The organism is Streptomyces sp. SID5469, assembly GCF_009862865.1.
GTDB lineage: Bacteria > Actinomycetota > Actinomycetes > Streptomycetales > Streptomycetaceae > Streptomyces > Streptomyces avermitilis.
This window is the reverse complement of sequence record NZ_WWIN01000001.1, coordinates 1,336,454-1,353,439: the sequence shown is the minus strand read 5'-3', so window position 1 is coordinate 1,353,439 and position 16,986 is coordinate 1,336,454. Positions and strand designations below refer to the sequence as shown.

The following is a 16,986-nucleotide window of genomic DNA, read 5'->3' as shown; positions in this document are numbered from 1 at the left end:
CCCGCCGCATCCCGAGCGGCCGGGCCAAACCGTCCGGATCTCCGGGGTGTGATTCAGCTCCGGTGCGCGCGCAGGGCGGTGAGGGCCCGGTCGGCGTGCGCGCTCATGCGCAGTTCGCTGCGCACCACCTCCAGGACCGTGCGGTCCTCGGCGATGACGAAGGTGACGCGCTTGGTGGGCGCCAGGGAGAAGCCGCGCTTCACGCCGAACCGCTCACGGATCGTTCCGTCCTCGTCGGACAGCAGCGGGAAGCCGAGCGTGTGCTGTCCGGCGAACTCCTGCTGGCGGTCGACCGGATCACCGCTGATTCCCACCGGCCGCGCGCCGGCGGCGGCGAACTCCGCGGCCAGATCCCGGAAGTGGCATGCTTCCGCGGTGCAGCCGGCGGTCAGCGCGGCGGGATAGAAGAACAGCACCACCGGCCCGTCGGCGACCAGGTCCGACAGTTGCCGGGGCGTACCGGTCTCGTCCGGCAGGACGAAGTCCTCGACCTTGTCGCCGACATCCACACGACGCGTCATGACCGGCCCTCCGCGCCCTTGGCCACGCCACGCGCCCACAGCACGAGCGGCACCTGGAGGGGAAGCCGCGCGAGGGCCGCGGTCCTGAGGGGTGCGGGGCGGTGACGCCAGTCCACGGCCATCTGGACGTTGGCGGGGAACACGCCGACGAAGAAGGCGGCGGTGGCGAGCGCCGCGGCACGCCGCGTACGGGGCAGCGCCACCCCGGCCGCCAGCGCCAGTTCGGCGATGCCGCTCGCGTACGTCCAGGTCCGGGGCTTCCCCGGCAGAGCGCGCGGAATGGTCGCGTCGAACTGCCGTGGTGCGGCGAAGTGAGCGACGCCCGCGGTGGCCAACAGGCCGGCGAGTAGCAGGGATGAGCGTTCCGACCGGGACACGGTTCCTCCTCAGGGGGCCTGCCGCGCGATATTACTGGACGGTACGACGGCATGCCCGGAGGGCCTCCGGGACGACGCCCGGAAAGCGGGCCGATCCCGGCATCTCCCTGACGGGCGGCGGCCGCTTCTTCGCCTGTCCGGCGTCAGGGACGCGTCGGACCGGCCGGGCCGCGGACTTCCCGCCACCTGAGCCCCCGTCCGCGGGCGGGGAAGCGGTCACCCGTGCTCGGGACGCGTGGGTCGTCGAGCGGGTTCCGAGCCGTGTGCGCCTGCCGGGCCGGTCTGCACACGCGTGCCCGGCGGCCTGCTGTTCACCAGCGGGGCGGACGCCTTGCCGCCGTTCGTCCGCCGAGGGGACCGGAGGCGGCTCGGGTTCCGTCGTCGGGCGTCGCCCGCCGCGGCGCCGATTCCGGCGAGGGGCTGAGCCAGTCGCTGTCGGCCCAGACCGCCGTCGCCGGGATCCGGTCCCCGTAGCCCGGATCCCCTGCCAGCCGTGCCCGCACGCTCGCGTGGACATGCGCGTCCGGCGGGACCCTGCGGTGCCGGTAGCTGAGCAGGGCCCAGATCCGGCCCATCCGGTGCACCTCGCCCAGCGCGTGCTCGGGTCCGAGGGTCACCTCACGCGCGTACGCCCCGGTCTTCACGAGGAGGCCTGCCGCGAGGGCGCCGTCCACGACCCACTTGAGGGAGACGGTGGGCAGCCGCGGGTCGTCGTCGAAGGTGCCGCCTACATCGGAGTGGACACCGGCGAACCACACCTGCTCGACCGAGGCCGGCGCCGTCTGCTTCTTGGTGCCCGCCGTGACGAGGTACTCGCGGTAGGGCCGGCGCTTCTCGTCGATCGACACGGCGTGGCGGATCCTTCGGACGTTGGGGAGTTGACGGGTGTACGGCCACCGCAGGTTCCACCGCAGGACACCCGCGGCCTTCACGGAGTCCCAGATCCCGAGGTAGTGGACGGGGATGCCGATCCGCCCGTCGACCGCGTTGCTGAAGGCGCCCGCGAAGTGGTGGAGTTGGTCCCAGTCCTTCTGGGTCCAGTCCTTGTTCTTCGCGTAGACGGACACGGCGTACGGCACGAGGTTCTCCATGCCGGGCCGCATCAGACCGATCGTCTTGAGCATGCCCACAAGGGCGCGTGCCGTATAGGCGCCGCGGCTGAAACCGAAGATGTAGATGCGGTCGCCGGGCGCGTAATGGTTCATCAGGTACGTGTAGGCCTCGGCCAGGTTGGTCTTCATTCCGGAGCCGAAGGCGAGACCGAAGAGTCTCGAGAGACGGCGGCTGACGGGCGTCCACGCGCCCGCGGCGGAGAAGGTGCCGACACCGGGGTCGTAGAACGCGATCTGCCGTTCGGGGTCGGCGAGGTCCAGCATCTCGTACAGCCGGATGACGTTGGTATTTCCTTTCGCCTTCAATTGGTTACCCGTGCCGTCGAGGCAGACGACCAGATTGGTGCCGCCGGGGTTCTCGGCCATGTCGGGCCTCACGTTCGCTGATGAAGGACATCCACGGAACAAACCAGGACGCATCAGTTTTCACGGAATATAATAGGAGAAATTCTGCCTGCGGGCATGCTCCGGCAGAGTGGAGTGTCTCCGGAGGATCCATGGCCGGTTCTGTGATCCACCTCGATGAGAATGCCGGGCCTCCGGCCACCCACGGACTGGTCGTCGGTGTCGGCAAATACCCCCATCTCGAGGGCGGCGAGGCTCCGGTAGCGGATTCGGACGGCATGCGGCAGCTCAGCTCACCGCCTCTCTCCGCCCGTGCCTTCGCGAGGTGGCTGCTCGCCGAGTACCACGACCCGCAGCGGCCGCTCGGCAGCGTCTCGCTGCTGCTGAGCGAGGAACAGCCGGCCCCGTTCGTGAACCCCCGTACCGGGACCGCCCACGAGGTCGAGGTCGCCACCATCGACAACATCCTCGCCGCGGTCACACAGTGGTACGACCGGGGCGACAGCCACGTCGACAACCGGCTCGTCTTCTACTTCTGCGGACACGGCATCTCGCAGGGCGACGACATGGCGCTCCTCGCCGCCGACATCTTCGCCGACCCGCACAACCCCCTCAACGGCGCACTGGACTTCGCGGGCCTGATGAACGGACTCAAGCGCTGCAAGGCCTCCCAGCAGGTCTTCTTCCTCGACGCCTGCCGCTCCAACTCCGACGTGCTCATCGAGGCTTCGGGCACGCGCTTCGCCGGACGGACGCCGCTCGGGGCGGGGGCCCGACCGCTGGACCTTCCCCGACGGTTCCACATCCCTTACTACGCCACCCTGTCCGGCGACCAGTCGCACGCCCGGCCCGGGCAGGTGAGCCTGTTCACGGAGGCGCTGCTCAAGAGCCTCGCCGGTGCGGCGAGCGACGACCCCGAAGGCGACTGGCGGGTCAACACCGCCCATCTGCTGGAGGCGATCGACCACTTCATGCACCAGCCCTGCTTCGCCGGCATGGTCGCGGGCGTCCAGGTCCCCGCGGTGGGTGAACTGCCGGTGTTCGTCCTCCACCAGCTGGCCGGTCCGCCGGTCGTCCCGGTCTACGTGGGCTGCGACCCCGCACAGGACAACGCGGAGGCCGAGTTCGTGTGCCTCGAAGGCGGACGCGAGCGGCTGCGCCGGACACTGAACGACGTCGACGACACCGATCCGGAGAGCGAATGGGCCATTGAACTGAGCTTCGGCGACTACGACTTCGAGGCGAGGCTCGGCGAGCGGGACGTACGGACGAAGACCATCACCGTCCGCCCGGTGTTCCGCCGGGTGCACCTGGTGAAGTCATGAGTGGCTGCCTGAGCGTGACCGTCGCGCTGGCCCTCGACGAATCCGACCTCTCCGCCGGCGCCAAGGTCGTCGGCAACATCTACTCGACCGACGGCAACGGTGTCACCCATCGCAACGTCGTGTTCCCCTGCGGGATGTCGGCCGTGCCGGCGCGGTACGAGGTCGATCCCGGCCGGTACATCGTGTCGGCCACGCTGCCGTCAGGCACGGTGCTTTCCAGGGATGCCGAGGCCAGGGAGGGCGAGGACACCCCGGTGACGCTGCGCACGGCGCCTTCGCCCTACGCGTCACATTCCTGGCAGTACCTCATGGGCAACATCGAGGCCTACGAGACCTATCACGACAGTGCGACGATTCCTGTGCCCCGGTCCCGGGGGTCGCGCTCCGGGGTGTGGGAAGGGCTCGTCCAACCGGGGCACGCGGTGTTCGTCGGCGACCCGAAGCCCACGAGTTACCACTTCGACTCGATGCTCAAGCTGGCCGACGGGCCGGCCGAACGGCCGACCGTCTTCGAGATCGCCCAGTCCGCGCCCCGGTCCGTTCCCAGTCTCGCGCTGGGTGACGCGGCCGCACGCCTGTACCGGTTCGGCGCGCACGGACCGGTCGACGAGCACGGCACGCCCACACGGTGGGGCGGGCCCACGGGCCCTCGGCAGTTCCTGGTCGTCTCACTGGCCGGCAAGGAGTACGTCGTCACCCTGCCGGCGCCATGGGGCTCCGCGCAGATCGAGGTGCTGGTCAACGAGCGTCAGAGTCCCACCGGCAGCGCGGTCTCGGTGGCCGTGCGGGACCGCCGGGTGGGGCCCGCCCTGGGATACATGTCCCGAGGCGCCTTCGACGCGGCGGCGACCCTGGTCAGGGACGCGGAGGCATTGCTCTACGCCAAGATGGAGAACCCGCTCGCGGCGGTGGCGGGCGCGTACGTGCTGGTCGGCAGCGAGCTGACGGAACGTCCACAGCGCTGGGACCCGTGGCTCGACCATCTGCGGCACGAGTTCGACTGGATGGGCGACGGATCCCTGCTGTGGGCCATGCGCCAGCTGCGCCGGGCGCACACCGAGACGCAGTTGCGGGCGGCCCGCGACGGGCTCGTCGAGGCCTTCGACCGCGGTGTGCCGGTCTTCACCCTGGGCCTGAGCCGGCTCATCCACGGACTCTCCGAATTCCCCGACGACCCCGAGTGCGCTCGGCGGCTCGACCAGGCTCGCCGCCTGTCGTGGCGTGTCGACCTGCGCGAGCCCTTCGTGATCGTCGCCCTCCGAGGGAGACCGCAATGATCCGGTTCACGATGATGCCCGGCGAGGACGGCGACTGCCTGCTGCTGGAGTACGGCGACGGCACCTTCCTGCGCCGGATCCTCCTCGACGGCGGCCGCAGCGGCACGTATCCGCGCATCCGGCCCACACTCGCGGGCCTCGACGGTCTGGTCGACGTCCTCGTCGTCACCCATGTCGACCAGGACCACCTTCTGGGCGTGCTCGCCCTGCTGAACGACCCCGACAGATCGGTGGAGTTCGGGGACGTGTGGTTCAACGGGTTCGATCACCTCCTCGAGTTCGAGGGGTTCGGTGCTCAGGACGGCGAGAAGCTCACCAGCGCCCTTGTGGAGCAGAAGCTGCCGTGGAACGACGCGTTCGGCGGGCTGAGTGTCGAAGTCGGGCGGGAGCTCGTGTGGTTCGACGACGGATCCACGGTGGACGTGCTCTCGCCCGACCGCGGTCAACTGGAGAGCCTGGCGCCGGACTGGGTCAAGGAATGCGCGAAGCACGGCCTGATCCCGGGCCGCGATCCCGACGAGATCCCCCTGGTGCCCGGCTTCGAGCACTTCGGGGGAGTGAACGTGGAGGAGCTGGCCGCACGCCCGTTCCGGCCGGACACGTCGAAGACCAACCTCACGAGCATCGGCCTGCTCTTCGAGTTCGAGGGCAAGCGCATCATCCTGACCGGTGACGCCGACGACCGGCGGCTGGTGCGGTCGATACGGCCCAGGGCCGAGGCGGAGGGCGGACGCCTGCACGTCGACGTCCTCAAGGTGGCCCACCACGGCAGCGATCACAACCTCTCGAAGGACCTGCTTGATCTGATCGACTGCGACCGCTACCTGATATCGACCAGCGGCGCCCGGCACGACCACCCCAACGCCATCGCCGTCGCACGGATCCTCAAGCACGGCGGCGCGAAGAAGGAGATCGTGTTCAACTACCGTGATCGCGCGGCGATATGGGACGTCGACAGCCTCAAGGACCGCTTCGGCTACACGGTGACGGCACCGGCACCGGACGCTGAGGACGGGTTCGTGAGCTTCGAGCTGTGACGGGTCGGCGCCGCCCGGCACCTTCGTCACCGGGCGGTTCGAACGAAGGGCTCGACGGGGCGTGTGGATGCGGCCCGCGGGGCCGAAGGGGCTCCTTGCCGTCGTCTCGTGCCCGTACGGGACCGGCGCGCCGGGCACTGCGGGGAGCGCGGCCCGTTTCGGCGGGGCGGTCGACGGGTGACCGGCCGGGGCGGCGCCGGCCGGTGGGGTGGCGCCGCCCCGGGCCACCGCCCTGCGTCAGGGGAGCAGCTGTCGGCGGGCGGCCTCGAGGAGGTCGTCGGAGAGCGGGTCGTCCTTGACGGCCCGGGCGAGGACGAGGGCGCCGACCAGGGTGCTCAGACGGGCGAGGCCGTCGTCGTCGGCGCCGGCGAGCCGAGCGGCGAAACGGCGCACTCCCTCGACATAGGTCTCGTGCGCGGCGCTTTCCTCCGGGCCGCGGGCCATGTCGGCGGCGAGGGCGGCCGTGGGGCAGCCGTCGGCCATGTCGTCGCGGTGCTCGGGGGAGAGGTAGTGGTCGATGAAGGCTGTGCGAGCTGCGGCGGAGTCGCCCTCATGGGCCTGGAGCCCGTCGCCGAGCTGTTCTTCCACGGTGCCGAAGGCATGCGCGGTGGCCTCGTCGATCAGGGCCTCCTTGGAGGCGAACTGCTTGTAGAAGCCGCCGTGGGTCAGCCCGGCGGCCTTCATCAGGTCGGCGACACTGACACCGTCGGTGCCCTGTTGACGCATCAGGCGAGAGGCGGTGGCAACGACACGCTGCCGGTTCTCGCGTGCCTGTTCCTTCGATACGCGGCCCATGGGCCACCTCCCCACGATTGGATGTTCGCTGACATCTATCGTACGGCTCCCTCTTCCCTTTTTAGATTATGGGCGTAATCTATAACCGTTGAAGGTCAACGAGGGGCCTCCGGGGCCACCCGAAGGGTCGTCCCCTCGGCCCCGCACCTCCCGCGAAGGGGAAAGAATCATGGATCTCAAGCACGCCGTCGCAGTGGTCACCGGAGCCAACCGGGGGCTGGGACGCCATATCGCGGAGCAGCTCCTCGAGCGCGGCGCCACGGTGTACGCGGCGGCCCGCCGACCGGAGACGGTCGACCTGCCCGGCGCGATCCCGCTGCGTCTGGACATCACCGACCCGGAGTCGGTCCGGGAGGCGGCCCGTACGGCATCCGATGCGACGCTCCTGGTGAACAACGCCGGTATCTCGACGCACACGCAGCTGGTTTCCGGCGATCTGGAGTCCGTGCGCCTGGAACTGGAGACGCACTTCTTCGGAACCCTTCAGACGACCCGGGCCTTCGCCCCGGTCATCGAGGCCAACGGCGGCGGGGCGATCCTCAATGTGCTCTCGGTCCTGTCGTGGGTGCACCCGGCGGGCTACGGCGCCTACAGCGCGGGCAAGGCGGCGGCCTGGTCGCTGACCGACTCGGTACGCGAGGAACTGGCGCCGCGCGGCATCACCGTCAGCGCTCTGCACGTCGGGTACATGGACACCGACATGGCCGAGTACGTGGCCCCGGAGCAGAAGACGGCCCCCGCGCTCGTCGCCGCCCAGGCTCTGGAGGGGATCGAGAAGGGCCTGCCGGAAATCCTGGCCGACGATCTGTCGCGTCAGGTCAAGCAGCAGCTGAGCGCGGTGGCCGGCTGACCGTGAGGCCCTGGCTCGGCTGAGGAACGGCGCGGTGGCGGCCACGAACCGGTCTCCGGGCAGGCAGACCAGGGGAGGGCCGTCTCCGGACACGTGGTGGGCAAGCCCGGTTCCGTCGTGCACGGAGCGGGCCGGCCTGGTCGACAACCGGTCCGAGGCATCCACGCGGAGCAACCGGATCTCCCGGACCGGCGGCTCTTCGCGCAGACGTGTCCTCGTCCGCGAAGGCGCGGAGTGGGTCGTCATGCGTGGGACGGCTCACCGGGGGATCTCCTCCACGTCGGAGAACCCCTCCGTCCGGCGCCAGCGCAGCCTCGTGACCGACTCGACGGAGCCATTGGTGAAACTCAGCTCGCCCGTCTCTTCCGAGGCCTTCACGGCATCCCAACCGTCGAAGTCGGGGGTGACATCGGTGTCCCACTCCGAGAGGTTTCCGGTACCGACCGCGGCGAGGGACTCCGTCGGTGGTTCACCGTCGGCGCAGTACACCCCCCAGTTCGCGATGGCCGCGACCGTGGTCCCGAACGCCTTGAGCCGCAGGCTCTGGCAGGGATCGGACGTGGTCCGGTGCAGCAGATGCGGTGTGCTCCAGGCCGCGCTGCCGGTGCCCCGGTGCTGCTCCACGAGGCCGCGTCCGGTGGCGTAGTACATGCCTACGCGGCGGCCGTCGGGCAGCGAGATCTCCGCGTCGAAGCGGGCATGTGAAGGTGCGGTGCGGGCGGTGCCGGGCCGCTTCGTGGCGGTCCCTGCCCCGCCGCAGGCCGCCGTTGCCCCCAGCAGCGCCGCTGCGCACGTCAGGATCAGCACTTGGTGACCGCGTACCCGCATGTCCGTCCCCCGGTTGGTCGATCAGGTCCAGAGCAGTGTAGAGAGCCCCTCGTCCGTACCACCCCGAGCCGACGCCCTCCAGCCGGCCGGAGGTCCGCTCGGGCTCGGCGAGGCCGCCGGGCGACAGCGGCGACAACCACCCCTGCCGGGCGGCCGGTCCGCGCCCGCGCCCGCCGGTCGACCGTCGGCCCGTCACCGGACCGCCGCGCCGGCGGATCCCCCACAGCTCAGTCCCTTCCGCCCGGGCCGCCCGGGTGTCCGACTCGCCTCCGCCGTCCTCGGTCGTGGCCGTCCCGGCGGGGGAGGGCTGCGGGGTCGGACCGCCGTCCGTGAGACACCTCTTGACTGCGGCGGAAGGCGGACCGACACTCCAGAGGGGATTTCCTAGTGAATAGGTAGGGAAGCATGAGGCGCCTGGAGCCGGTCATCGACAGTGTGAACCGCACACGTCGGCCGACGCTCCACCTGACCTCCCGCCGTCACATCGATCTGCTGCGTGTCTGCAGCGCGACCGGCCGACTGCGCTGAACCGGCGGTGCCGGTCCGGCGCCCGTGTCCCGGCCGTCCGTACCGGGACCTCAGTTCCGCACCGGGCACCGCCGTTCGCGCCGAGCCGACGACTCCGCTCCCGCCCTTCGCCCTCCGCACCTGTGCGTGCCAGACCCCGGGGAGAGACATGTCCGTCAACGCCTTGACCGCAGTTCCGTCCGCACGATCCATACCGGCCACGTCGGCCTTTCGGGGGAGGATCGGCTGCGACGCGCGCAGCGGCCACTATCCCGTGCCGGGCCGGTATCGCCTCCACCTGTCGCCGTCGTGTCCGCACTGTCTGAAGATCGCCGTCGCCCACAGCCTGCTCGGACTCGAGGACGCCTGCCCGGTGACGCTGCTGCCCGCGGTGCCCGACGGACCCGGCGGAGAGCACTCCGCGCTACGCCCGCTGTACGAGGCGAGTGCGCACCGGTATGCCGGAGCCGCCGTGGCGCCGGTGCTCAGCGACGACTGGTCGGGCCGGATCGTGAGCACGCACGCGCCGGACATCATGCGCGACCTGGCCCGGCGTTTCGGCGGGGAGCGGCCTCCGCTGTACCCGAAGGGCATGGAGGCGGAGATCGAGGCCGTCGGACATCTGTGTGAGCAGGGCATCAACGCGACGGCCCAGCGGGCCGGACGCGCGGATGCCGACGACGCGGAGCGGGACAGCGCGCTGGGCTCCCTGCTGCGCACGCTGCGTTCGCTGGAAGGGCGGCTGGCCCGCCAGGACTACCTCCTGGGCGACCGGTTGACCGCGGCCGACATCGAGTTGTGGGTGAGCCTGGTGCAGCTCGACACCGTGCACCGCTGGCACCTGGACGCCTCCGCTGTGCACCGCGTCGCCGATCACCCGGCGCTCTGGGCCTACGCGCGGCGGCTGGCCGGCGACCCCGCCTTCGGAGCCCACCTCGATCTCGACGGCATCGCCCGCCGGCATCACGCACATTGCCGTGGGCTGGAGGCCGCGGGCGCCGCGGTACAGATCGTGGAGTGGGCCGCACACGCGCCGGACAGGACCGCCTCGCGGCAGGGGTGAGCGCAGCGGGCGCCGGCTCTCGCCGCGCGCGCGGGTCGGCTGCGGCTCCGCCCAGTCGGCAGGGTCGTAGTCGATGCCCTCGCCGGAGCCGGTGACGCGGCCGGAGTTCGAGCCCTCCGGTGAGGGGCCGTGAGGCGCCCTCACCGGACCGACACCGGGGCGTGTGCAAAGGCCCGTCCGCTAGAGGAAACGGCGTACGGGAGCGACGATCGCCTCTTTGAGGCGCTGCACAGGGGAGCGGTGCTTCCAGCGTGCCGCGACGATGGCCTCGGCCCGCTCCCGGTCCTCCTCGAAGTCCCGGTCCAGGGCCGCCGTGAAGGTCTCGTCCAGCACGGCGAGCATGATCTCCTCGTCGTGCTCCATCGAGCGGCGGTTGAAGTTGCTGGAGCCGATCAGGGCGGCGACCCCGTCCACGGTCATGATCTTGGTGTGGAGCATCGTCGGCTGGTACTGGCGGATCTCCACCCCGGCATCCAGAAGCGTGCCGTAGTAGTGCTGACCGGCGAGCCGGCACGCCCGCTGGTCCGTATACGGGCCGGGCAGCAGGATCTGCACCTGTACGCCACGGCGGGCGGTCGCGCACAGCAGGTCGACGAAGTAGCTGTCCGGCGCGAAATAGGCGGTGGACAGGCGGAAGCGCTCCTCGGCCGAGGCGAGCATGACCCGGACGAGGGTCTGCATGTCCTGCCAGCCGAAGCTGGCCGAGCCCCGGACCACCTGGACGGTTGCCCGACCGGACTGCTCGTGCTCGGTGAAGCGGTCCCGCTCGTCGAACAGCTCGTCGTGGCACTCCGCCCAGTTCTGGGCGAAGGCGGCGGCGATGCCGTCGACGGCCGGACCGCGGACCTGCACATGGGTGTCGCGCCATTCGGAGGGATTGCGGGCGTCGCCGCCCCACTCCTCGGCGATGCCGACGCCGCCGGTGAAAGCGGTGTGCTCGTCCACGACGAGCACCTTGCGATGGCAGCGGTGGTTCTGCTTGAGGGGGGACAGCCACAGCGGTTTGCGGAACCAGGCGACCTCTACGCCGGCGGAGTTCATGGACTCGAGGAGGCCCTCCTCGATCTGCTTGGCACCGAAGCCGTCCAGGAGCAGCCGCACGCGAACTCCCGCGCGGGCACGCTCCGCCAGTGCGGCCGCGAAGTCCCGCGCTATCTGCCCGCGCCAGTACACGAACGTCATCATGTCGACGGTGTGCTCGGCCGTACGGATGGCTCGGAGCATGGCGGGGAAGATCTCGTCACCGTTGCGCAGGGGTACGAGCTCGTTGCCCTCGGTCGCGGCGATACCGATGAGTCTCTCCAGACGTCTTCGCAGACGCTGCTTGCGTGCCTCGGTGCCCGCCTGGTCCGTCGCCGCGGCGCGCCGGGGTTCAGCTGCAACCGACTCGAGCATGCGTTTTCTCCTGTTTCCGTGCGGCAGGCGCCGCCGACCGGTGGTGGAGGGGCGGCCCCTCTCCTTCGTCCCACATGTGATCGGTGCCGCCGACCCATCGGGGGGCGGAAGCGTCGGCGGCACCCCGTCTCATGCCCCGGATCCGGCGGAGCACTCCGACGAACCGCGCGAGCGCAAACCTGGCTCCCGGCCCGCTGTGTCTGACGCACCGTGGGAATACGTCGGCATTTCCCGGGCATTCGGACGGTCCGGAAAGAAGGCGTCGCAACGTGCACCACACCGAAGAGCGGGAGAATGTGATGACGAGTTACGGCAGTCCCTCCACGGCCTCCTCCGGATCGCGCACCAACGGTCTTGCGATCGCGAGTCTCATCTGCGGGATCGTCGGGGTTTTCTTCCTCAGCGTGATCCTCGGCCCGATAGCCATCGTGCTGGGCGTGGTCGCCCTGCGGCAGGCGGGGGGCAAGGGCGGTGGCGGCATGGCGAAGGCCGGAGTCGTGCTGGGCATCGTGGACCTGATCCTGTTCGCGGTTTTCATGGCCGTGGCCGCGTCCAACGGTGGTTTCGCCTGGTACGTCGGAGGCTGATCGCCCGGCGTTTCGTGCTGCGCCGTGGTGCGCACCGGAGGAATCCGGTGCGCACCATTTCCGTGTGATTCGGCAAGCGATCTCTTCCGCCCCCTCATAAATTGCCCCATTGCTCCGTTGCACCATTGCCCCATCGCTGCTTGTCGGTCGACCTCCGCGTTTCTCATGTCGGACAATGGAGCAATGGAAAGGTACGCATCCGCGGTCTCCGGGGTGCGCGAACGGCTGGGCGCGATGCTTTTCAGCCGTGTCGCCGGCCCCGAGGGGCCCGCGAACCGCGACCGCATCCATCACGCTCCCGGGCCTCGCTGGTTCGGGCCGGACCGGCCCATCCGGACCGTCCACGGCGACGCCTCGATGTACATCGGAGGACTGCGCGCCCTCCTGCTGCAGTCTCTGCATCCCTTGGCGATGGCCGCGGTGGCCGCCCACTCCGGATACCAGGGCGATCCCTGGGGCAGACTCCAGCGCACCAGCACGTTCCTCGCCGTCACCACCTTCGGAACCGCCGACGACGCCCAGGCGGCCGTCGACCGCGTCCGTGCCGTTCACGAGGCGGTACGCGGCACCACGGACAGGGGCGAGCCGTACCACGCGGCCGATCCGCATCTGCTCGGCTGGGTGCACGTCGCCGAGGTCGACAGCTTTCTCCGCGCCCACCAGCGATACGGGGAGCAACCGCTGGACGACGCCGGCTGCGACGGGTACGTCGACGACACCGCGCACATCGCAGCCGCCCTCGGTGTGCTGAATCCACCGAGGAACCGTGCGGAACTGGTCGAGCGGCTGCACGCGTACCGTCCCGAGCTGCGGGCCACGGCGGAGGCCGCAGCGGCGGCCCGTTTCCTCCTCCTCCATCCGCCACTGCCCCTGGCCGTCCGGCCGCCGTACGCCGTCCTGGCGGCGAACGCGGTCGCCGATCTGCCGCCATGGGCGCGCGGCCCGCTCGGCCTTCCGCGGGTCCCGGTACTCGAGCCCACCGCTGTCCGACTGGCCGGCCACGCACTGACGAGGACCATCCGGTGGGTGATGACCGCACCCTCCGCGCCCAGGCCGACCTGAGAGCCGGCCTCTCCCACGCGCCGCGGCGGATGGCCAGTTCGTTTCGTGCCGTGGCCCTTTCCGGGGCGGTCCTGGCAGGCTGGGCCGGTGACTTACGACGTCGGCGCGCTTCGCGCGCAATTCCCCGCGCTGCGGGCCGGTACCGCGCACTTCGACGGCCCGGGCGGCACCCAGATACCCGAGCCGGTCATCGCGGCCATCGCGGATGCCATGAGCAACCCGTTGTCGATCCGGGGCGCGGAGGTGCTCGGCGAGACCAATGCGGAGACGATCGTCCAGGAGTTCCGGCAGGCGATGGCCGACCTGCTGGGCGCGGCCGCCCCGGGCATCGTCCTCGGCCGCAGCGCCACGCAGTTGACGTACGACTTCTCCCGCGTACTCGCCAGGACCTGGGCACCCGGTGACGAGATCGTGGTCAGCCGGCTGGACCACGACGCCAACATCCGCCCATGGCTCCAGGCGGCCGAACAGGCCGGTGTCCATGTCCGGTGGGCCGACTTCGACCCGGCCACGGGCGAGCTGCCCGCCGCGGCCGTGGGCGAGGTGCTGTCGGACCGCACCCGGCTGGTCGCGGTGACCGCCGCCTCCAACCTGATCGGTACGTGCCCCGCCGTCGCGGAGATCGCCGACCTGGTCCACCGGTCCGGTGCCCTGCTCTACGTCGACGGAGTGCACTACGCCGCGCACAACTTCGTCGATGTCACGCAGCTGGGGGCGGACTTCTTCGTGTGCTCGCCGTACAAGTTCTTCGGACCCCATCACGGGGTCCTCGCGGCCTCTCCCGAACTGCTGGAGACGCTCCGCCCCGACAAACTGCTCCCCTCCACCGACGCCGTCCCGGAGCGCTTCGAACTCGGCACCCTGCCCTACGAGTTCCTCGCCGGCACCCGGGCCGCGGTCGACTTCCTGGCCGGCCTTGCCACCGGCGCCGCCGTCACCGGAGACAGACGTGATCGCCTGCGGTCCGCGTACGCCGCCGTGGAACGGCACGAGACCGCGTTGCGGGAGCGCATCGAGAAGGAACTGTCCCTGCTGGACGGTGTGACGATCCACTCCCGGGCAGCCGAGCGCACCCCCACGCTGCTGCTCACGTTCGCCGACCGCAGCGCGACGCGGGCCTACCACTTCCTGGCACGGCTGGGCGTCCATGCGCCCGCCGGATCCTTCTACGCCCTGGAGGCGTCCCGGCATCTCGGTCTCGGGGACAGCGGCGGTCTGCGGGTGGGCCTGTCGCCCTACAACGACGCGAGTGACGCGGAGCGGCTCCTGGAGGGGCTCACCGCGTTCCTGGCCTCGTGAAGCGGTGAGGGGCGGTGCAGGCACCGCCCCTCACGCCCTGATCAGGTCATCCCGGGCGTCCGGACCCCTCGCCCGGCCACCGGCAAGAAGGAGTCAGCCATGACCACCGCCGCCGGAACCCCTCGGCACCGTACCGTCGTCGCGAACATCGGCCTGTCGGGACAACGCGCGCCTCGCCACCGCCGACCCCGCCGACACCGTCAAGGAACTGCGTCAGTGGGACGGTGGTGACATCGTCGGCCTCGCGAGCACCAGCGTCATCCGGCAACTCCTCGACGCGGGGGAACCGGACAGAGGGCGCTGGAAGGCCCGTACGACGGTCGTCACCGCGCGGCCGCTCATGGCCCGGGATCCGGTTTCACGGCCGAGGTGATACCGGCGCGGGCGGCCTCCAGCTGGGCGGCGAACGCGATGCCGAGGAACAGCGCGACACCGGTCAGATTGGCCCACAGCAGCAGCGCGACGAACGCGGTGAGCGGCCCGTAGAGGGCGCCGAAGGAACCGCTCTTGGCGACGTAGAGCGCCAGCAGCCAGGTGGCGCCGACCCACAGCACCAGATGAACCGCTGAGCCGAAGGCAAGCCAGGTGTAGCCCGGCTGCACCCGGCGCGGCGACCACCGCAGGATCACGGCGGAAGCGATCCAGGCGAGCGCCGCTCCGAGCGGGACTTCGAGCGGTCCCCACCAGTCGAGCCGGCCGTGGGACCAGCCGAACGCCTCCACGACCGATTCACCGACGGCCCGGCCGGCGACGAGGACCAGGAATCCGAGGACCATGGGCACGCCCGCGGCGAGGGCGAGCAGCACCGAGCGGCCGTACTTGTGGAGGGCGGGCCGGTCTTGCTCGACGCCGTAGATGCGGTTGGCACCTCGCTCGACCTGGCCCATCGCCGAGGCCAGATTCAGCACGGCGAAAGCCAGGCCGACCCACAGTGCGACGGTGCTCCAGAGGCTGGCGTGGGCGGTGCGACGCGTCCCGGCCAGGGCGTCCTTGACCACGTCGGCGCTGGCACCCGGCACGATCCGGGCGAGAGTGAGTTCGACGATCTGCCCGACGCTCTCCGTGTGCACCGTGGTGGCGACGCCGACCAGCGCGATCGTGAACGGCACCATGCCCAGCACCACTTGGAACCCGAGGGCGCGCGCATGGGAGAAGCCGTCGGCGTAACGGAACCGGGCGAACGAGTCGACGAGCAGTCGCAGGCCGCCGTAGCGACGCAACGCGGTCAGCGCCTCGTCGCCGGAGAGCTCCTCCCCGATCATGTCCCGGGTCTGCGGGACGTGCACGGCGGTTCCCATGGCGCCGGTGCCTCCTCAAGGTCATGCCTGCAACCGCAGGCCGTGCGTGCAACAGCGGGGCGTGCGGGTGACAGCAGCTCGCGGTCGCCCACGAGGAACAGTCCCCGTATGCCGGATACGAACCCCGCCCTACCTTCTTTCCGCCCGTGCCGGATTCAGCCCTGCCGCGCGCAAGGGCCCTCCAGGGGCCCGTCGCCGGCCCAGGGGTCGCCGACGGCGACCTCCTCTCCCCACGGCTGCGGGCCCGTGCCGTCGCTCCATGCCAGCAGGGCCTGCCGGTCGAAGCAGAGGATCCCGCACTGGTCGGCGTACTCGGTGGCCGGAGTGGTGAAGTCGCTGGTGGTGATCACGACGGCCACCTGGGCCTGGTGCACGGTGAAGCAGGTGCCGCCGAATCGCTGAAGGTCCTGAGAGCCGACCTTGTTGGTGTCGCAGTAGCGCTTGCACTGGATGACGACGCGTCGCCCGTCCGGGGCCGTGGCCACCACGTCGGCGCCGAGGTCTCCGGCCCCGCCGACGACTTCGACGTCGGAGCAGCCGTCCCGCTCACACAGCGCCGCTACGGCCTGCTCGAACTCGTCGGCGTCCAGGGCGTCGTAATCGAACGCGTCGTCATCGAACTCTTCGTGGTCGATCGCTTCGTGGTCGATCGTTTCGAGCTCGACGGTCCCTTCGGCCTCGCCGGGCAGAATGACCACGGTGGTGTCCCGCGAGGTGGGCACGGGCGTCGCGAGTCGGTCCGGGACCGGAGCGGGAGCGGGAGCGACGGGCTGTGCCGTTTCCAGCGCGTCCAGCGCCGTATGCGTTGCGTCGTCGAGTGCGGCGGCGACCCGGCGTGCCGCCCTGGCCGCGGAGAACCGCCGGCGGCCTTGTCGGCAGACGACCGCTGCCGGTACCCCGATGAGGCACAGGATCATGACCAGTCCCGGGCGCTGTTCGACCACACGGGCCGCGGCTCGGACGGCGAAACCCGCGACGCTCAGGACAACGGCGAGCAGGCCGAAGAACAGGGCCGTCGACCGGAGGTCGAAGGCGCGCCTGCGGCGCATCGGTGGCATTCGGCGCACAGGTGTGGCCATGGGTGGTGATCCCCCCTCATGGAATCGGCACGATGATCACTGCTGCCATCTGCCCAAGATCGTCAACTTCAACGGTGCGGTGATCCACGGCCTCGCGAGGAATCGCGCGCTTTCGACGGCTGTGCCGCGCTGGCGCCATAGGCCCTGGAGGAGTGGATTCGCATATTCCGGGGCCCTCTGCCCGGTCCGGGGCGTCCGCCCGCTATCTGAGTCGAACGCTTGGCCGTAC

The 16,986-nt window shown here is 70.5% G+C and carries 16 protein-coding genes; 8 read left to right on the top strand and 8 right to left on the bottom strand.

The features are described 5' to 3' along the window. Positions 1 to 53: 53 nt before the first annotated feature. From GTY58_RS05780 to GTY58_RS05770, 3 genes are all read right to left on the bottom strand, one after another. On the bottom strand, positions 54 to 521 hold the full coding sequence (locus tag GTY58_RS05780; RefSeq protein WP_010982512.1) for a peroxiredoxin: 468 nt from the start codon (positions 519 to 521) through the stop codon (positions 54 to 56). Beyond that, positions 518 to 898 carry a DoxX family protein gene (locus tag GTY58_RS05775; protein ID WP_010982511.1) on the bottom strand — a complete coding sequence of 127 codons (381 nt, stop codon included), beginning with the start codon at positions 896 to 898 and terminating at the stop codon, positions 518 to 520. The genes GTY58_RS05780 and GTY58_RS05775 overlap by 4 nt, the downstream gene beginning before the upstream one ends. Positions 899 to 1,209: 311 nt before the next feature. Further along, positions 1,210 to 2,376, bottom strand: coding sequence for a DUF2235 domain-containing protein (locus GTY58_RS05770; protein WP_010982510.1), 1,167 nt, complete (start codon positions 2,374 to 2,376; stop codon positions 1,210 to 1,212). A 131-nt stretch (positions 2,377 to 2,507) separates the two neighbouring features. On the opposite strand from GTY58_RS05770, the gene GTY58_RS05765 reads away from it, so the two are divergent. From GTY58_RS05765 to GTY58_RS05755, 3 genes are read left to right on the top strand one after another with little or no spacing between them, the layout of a single operon-like run. Then, on the top strand, positions 2,508 to 3,680 hold the full coding sequence (locus tag GTY58_RS05765) for a caspase family protein (RefSeq protein ID WP_010982509.1): 1,173 nt from the start codon (positions 2,508 to 2,510) through the stop codon (positions 3,678 to 3,680). Beyond that, positions 3,677 to 4,957 (top strand): hypothetical protein, encoded by a 1,281-nt coding sequence (locus GTY58_RS05760; protein WP_010982508.1) that lies wholly within the window; start codon positions 3,677 to 3,679, stop codon positions 4,955 to 4,957. The genes GTY58_RS05765 and GTY58_RS05760 overlap by 4 nt, the downstream gene beginning before the upstream one ends. After that, positions 4,954 to 5,994, top strand: a complete 1,041-nt coding sequence (locus GTY58_RS05755) for a hypothetical protein (protein ID WP_010982507.1) — start codon at positions 4,954 to 4,956, stop codon at positions 5,992 to 5,994. The genes GTY58_RS05760 and GTY58_RS05755 overlap by 4 nt, the downstream gene beginning before the upstream one ends. 237 nt (positions 5,995 to 6,231) lie before the next feature. Here the strand turns inward: GTY58_RS05755 and GTY58_RS05750 are convergent, their stop codons facing one another. Next, entirely contained in the window at positions 6,232 to 6,789 is a 558-nt protein-coding gene (locus GTY58_RS05750) for a TetR/AcrR family transcriptional regulator (RefSeq protein ID WP_010982506.1), read from the bottom strand. A 169-nt stretch (positions 6,790 to 6,958) separates the two neighbouring features. On the opposite strand from GTY58_RS05750, the gene GTY58_RS05745 reads away from it, so the two are divergent. Further along, positions 6,959 to 7,639 (top strand): SDR family oxidoreductase, encoded by a 681-nt coding sequence (locus GTY58_RS05745; protein ID WP_010982505.1) that lies wholly within the window; start codon positions 6,959 to 6,961, stop codon positions 7,637 to 7,639. A 258-nt stretch (positions 7,640 to 7,897) separates the two neighbouring features. Here GTY58_RS05745 and GTY58_RS05740 read toward each other — a convergent pair whose 3' ends face one another. Next, on the bottom strand, positions 7,898 to 8,467 hold the full coding sequence (locus tag GTY58_RS05740) for a hypothetical protein (RefSeq protein WP_010982504.1): 570 nt from the start codon (positions 8,465 to 8,467) through the stop codon (positions 7,898 to 7,900). A gap of 676 nt (positions 8,468 to 9,143) precedes the next feature. On the opposite strand from GTY58_RS05740, the gene GTY58_RS05735 reads away from it, so the two are divergent. Beyond that, positions 9,144 to 10,037: a glutathione S-transferase family protein gene (locus GTY58_RS05735; RefSeq protein ID WP_037650248.1), complete on the top strand. Its 894-nt coding sequence runs from the start codon at positions 9,144 to 9,146 to the stop codon at positions 10,035 to 10,037. 180 nt (positions 10,038 to 10,217) lie between these two features. Here the strand turns inward: GTY58_RS05735 and GTY58_RS05730 are convergent, their stop codons facing one another. Continuing rightward, positions 10,218 to 11,432: a phospholipase D-like domain-containing protein gene (locus GTY58_RS05730; RefSeq protein WP_010982502.1), complete on the bottom strand. Its 1,215-nt coding sequence runs from the start codon at positions 11,430 to 11,432 to the stop codon at positions 10,218 to 10,220. Between the two features lie 299 nt (positions 11,433 to 11,731). Between GTY58_RS05730 and GTY58_RS05725 the strand changes: the two genes are divergently transcribed. The 3 genes from GTY58_RS05725 to GTY58_RS05715 all read left to right on the top strand — a co-directional run bounded on the left by GTY58_RS05725 (position 11,732) and on the right by GTY58_RS05715 (position 14,380). Beyond that, positions 11,732 to 12,019 (top strand): DUF4190 domain-containing protein, encoded by a 288-nt coding sequence (locus GTY58_RS05725; RefSeq protein WP_010982501.1) that lies wholly within the window; start codon positions 11,732 to 11,734, stop codon positions 12,017 to 12,019. A gap of 183 nt (positions 12,020 to 12,202) precedes the next feature. Continuing rightward, positions 12,203 to 13,081 (top strand): oxygenase MpaB family protein, encoded by an 879-nt coding sequence (locus tag GTY58_RS05720; protein WP_010982500.1) that lies wholly within the window; start codon positions 12,203 to 12,205, stop codon positions 13,079 to 13,081. A gap of 87 nt (positions 13,082 to 13,168) precedes the next feature. Next, positions 13,169 to 14,380, top strand: coding sequence for a cysteine desulfurase-like protein (locus tag GTY58_RS05715; RefSeq protein ID WP_010982499.1), 1,212 nt, complete (start codon positions 13,169 to 13,171; stop codon positions 14,378 to 14,380). Between the two features lie 338 nt (positions 14,381 to 14,718). Here GTY58_RS05715 and GTY58_RS05710 read toward each other — a convergent pair whose 3' ends face one another. Together GTY58_RS05710 and GTY58_RS05705 are read right to left on the bottom strand one after the other, a co-directional pair. After that, positions 14,719 to 15,678 (bottom strand): YihY/virulence factor BrkB family protein, encoded by a 960-nt coding sequence (locus GTY58_RS05710; protein ID WP_010982498.1) that lies wholly within the window; start codon positions 15,676 to 15,678, stop codon positions 14,719 to 14,721. 155 nt (positions 15,679 to 15,833) lie between these two features. Continuing rightward, positions 15,834 to 16,757, bottom strand: a complete 924-nt coding sequence (locus GTY58_RS05705; protein WP_010982497.1) for a restriction endonuclease — start codon at positions 16,755 to 16,757, stop codon at positions 15,834 to 15,836. Positions 16,758 to 16,986: the final 229 nt, after the last annotated feature.